The organism is Vibrio sp. NC2 (assembly GCF_025195005.1).
GTDB lineage: Bacteria > Pseudomonadota > Gammaproteobacteria > Enterobacterales > Vibrionaceae > Vibrio > Vibrio splendidus.
In genome coordinates, this window is sequence record NZ_JANVFC010000043.1 from 1 (window position 1) to 2,045 (window position 2,045).

Genomic DNA, 2,045 nt, shown 5'->3' on the forward strand with positions numbered 1-2,045 from the left:
ACCGATGTAGACAACCCAGACAATACGTTTACGCCGGATTCTATTTCAGGCACCAACGGTGACCTGACTATTGATGCTAATGGTCATTGGGTCTTCACCGCCAACAGCGCGTTTAATCAATTGAATGTCGGCGACAAGATCGAAGAAACCTTCACTGTCACTTCCGTTGATGGCACACCTTCGTCCATTAAAGTCACGATTAACGGCACTAACGACGCCGCTACTGTCAGCAGTGCGACCGTTGCCATCGATGAGACTGACAAAGCGGTAACAACCTCAGGCACCCTAACCAGTATCGACGTCGATAACCCAGATAACGCATTCACACCGGATTCGATTACTGGCACCAACGGCAACCTCACCATTGGTGCTAATGGCCAATGGACCTTCACCGCCAACAGCGCGTTTAATCAGTTAAACGTCGGCGACAAAGTAGAAGAAACCTTCACTGTCACTTCCGTTGATGGCACACCTTCGACCATTAAAGTCACGATTAACGGCACTAACGACGCCGCTACTGTCAGCAGTGCGACCGTCGCTATCGATGAAACCGACAAAGCAGTAACGACTTCAGGAACATTAACCAGCACCGATGTCGATAATCCGGATAATGCGTTCACTCCAGACTCCATTGCAGGCACAAATGGCGACCTCAACATTGATGCTAATGGTCATTGGGTCTTCACCGCCAACAGCGCGTTTAATCAACTAAATGTTGGCGATAAAGTAGAAGAAACCTTTACGGTATCGTCGGTTGATGGCACAGCGTCAACCATCAAAGTGGCGATTAACGGCACTAACGACGCTGCTACTGTCAGCAGCGCGACCATTGCCATCGATGAAACTGACAAAGCGGTAACTACCTCAGGCACCCTCACCAGTACCGATGTTGATAATCCAGACAATACGTTCACGCCGGATTCGATTTCAGGTACCAATGGCGACCTTACTATTGATGCCAGTGGACATTGGGTGTTCACCGCCAACAGTGCGTTTAATCAATTGAACGTCGGCGATAAAGTCGAAGAAACCTTTACTGTCACTTCCGTTGATGGCACACCTTCGACCATTAAAGTCACGATTAACGGCACTAACGACGCCGCTACTGTCAGCAGTGCGACCGTTGCCATCGATGAGACTGACAAAGCGGTAACAACCTCAGGCACCCTAACCAGTATCGACGTCGATAACCCAGATAACGCATTCACACCGGATTCGATTACTGGTACCAACGGTGACCTGACTATTGATGCTAATGGTCATTGGGTCTTCACTGCCAACAGCGCGTTTAATCAGTTAAATATCGGCGACAAGATCGAAGAGACCTTTACGGTATCGTCGGTTGATGGCACACCGTCAACCATCAAAGTGACGATTAACGGCACTAACGATGCAGCGACAGTCAGTACCGCAACAGTCAGTGTGGATGAGACTGATAAAGCGGTAACGACATCAGGCACGTTAACCAGTACCGATGTTGATAATCCTGATAACACATTTACGCCAGACTCCATTGTTGGAGCTAATGGCGACCTAACTATTGATGCTAATGGGCATTGGGTGTTCACCGCCAACAGTGCGTTTAATCAATTGAATGTCGGCGATAAAGTCGAAGAGACCTTCATTGTATCGTCTATTGATGGCACAACGTCAACGGTCAAAGTGACGATTAACGGCACTAACGACGCCGCTACTGTCAGTAGCGCGACCGTTGCCATCGATGAAACCGACAAAGCAGTAACGACTTCAGGAACATTGACCAGTACCGACGTGGATAATCAAGATAATGCGTTTACACCGGATTCGATTACTGGCACCAATGGTGACCTGACTATTGATGCTAATGGTCATTGGGCGTTCACCGCCAACAGCGCGTTTAACCAACTAAACGTCGGCGATAAAGTCGAAGAAACCTTCACGGTGTCGTCCATCGATGGCACCCCTTCGACGATCAAGGTCACGATTAATGGCACTAACGACGCCGCTACTGTCAGCAGTGCGACCGTCGCTATCGATGAAACCGACAAAGCAGTAACGACTTCAGG

At 49.0% G+C, this 2,045-nt stretch carries 1 protein-coding gene; it reads left to right on the top strand.

The genetic code is table 11. The features are described 5' to 3' along the window. On the top strand, nt 1–2,045 hold a 2,045-nt coding region (locus NX845_RS23320; protein WP_260257206.1), incomplete at both ends, for a VCBS domain-containing protein.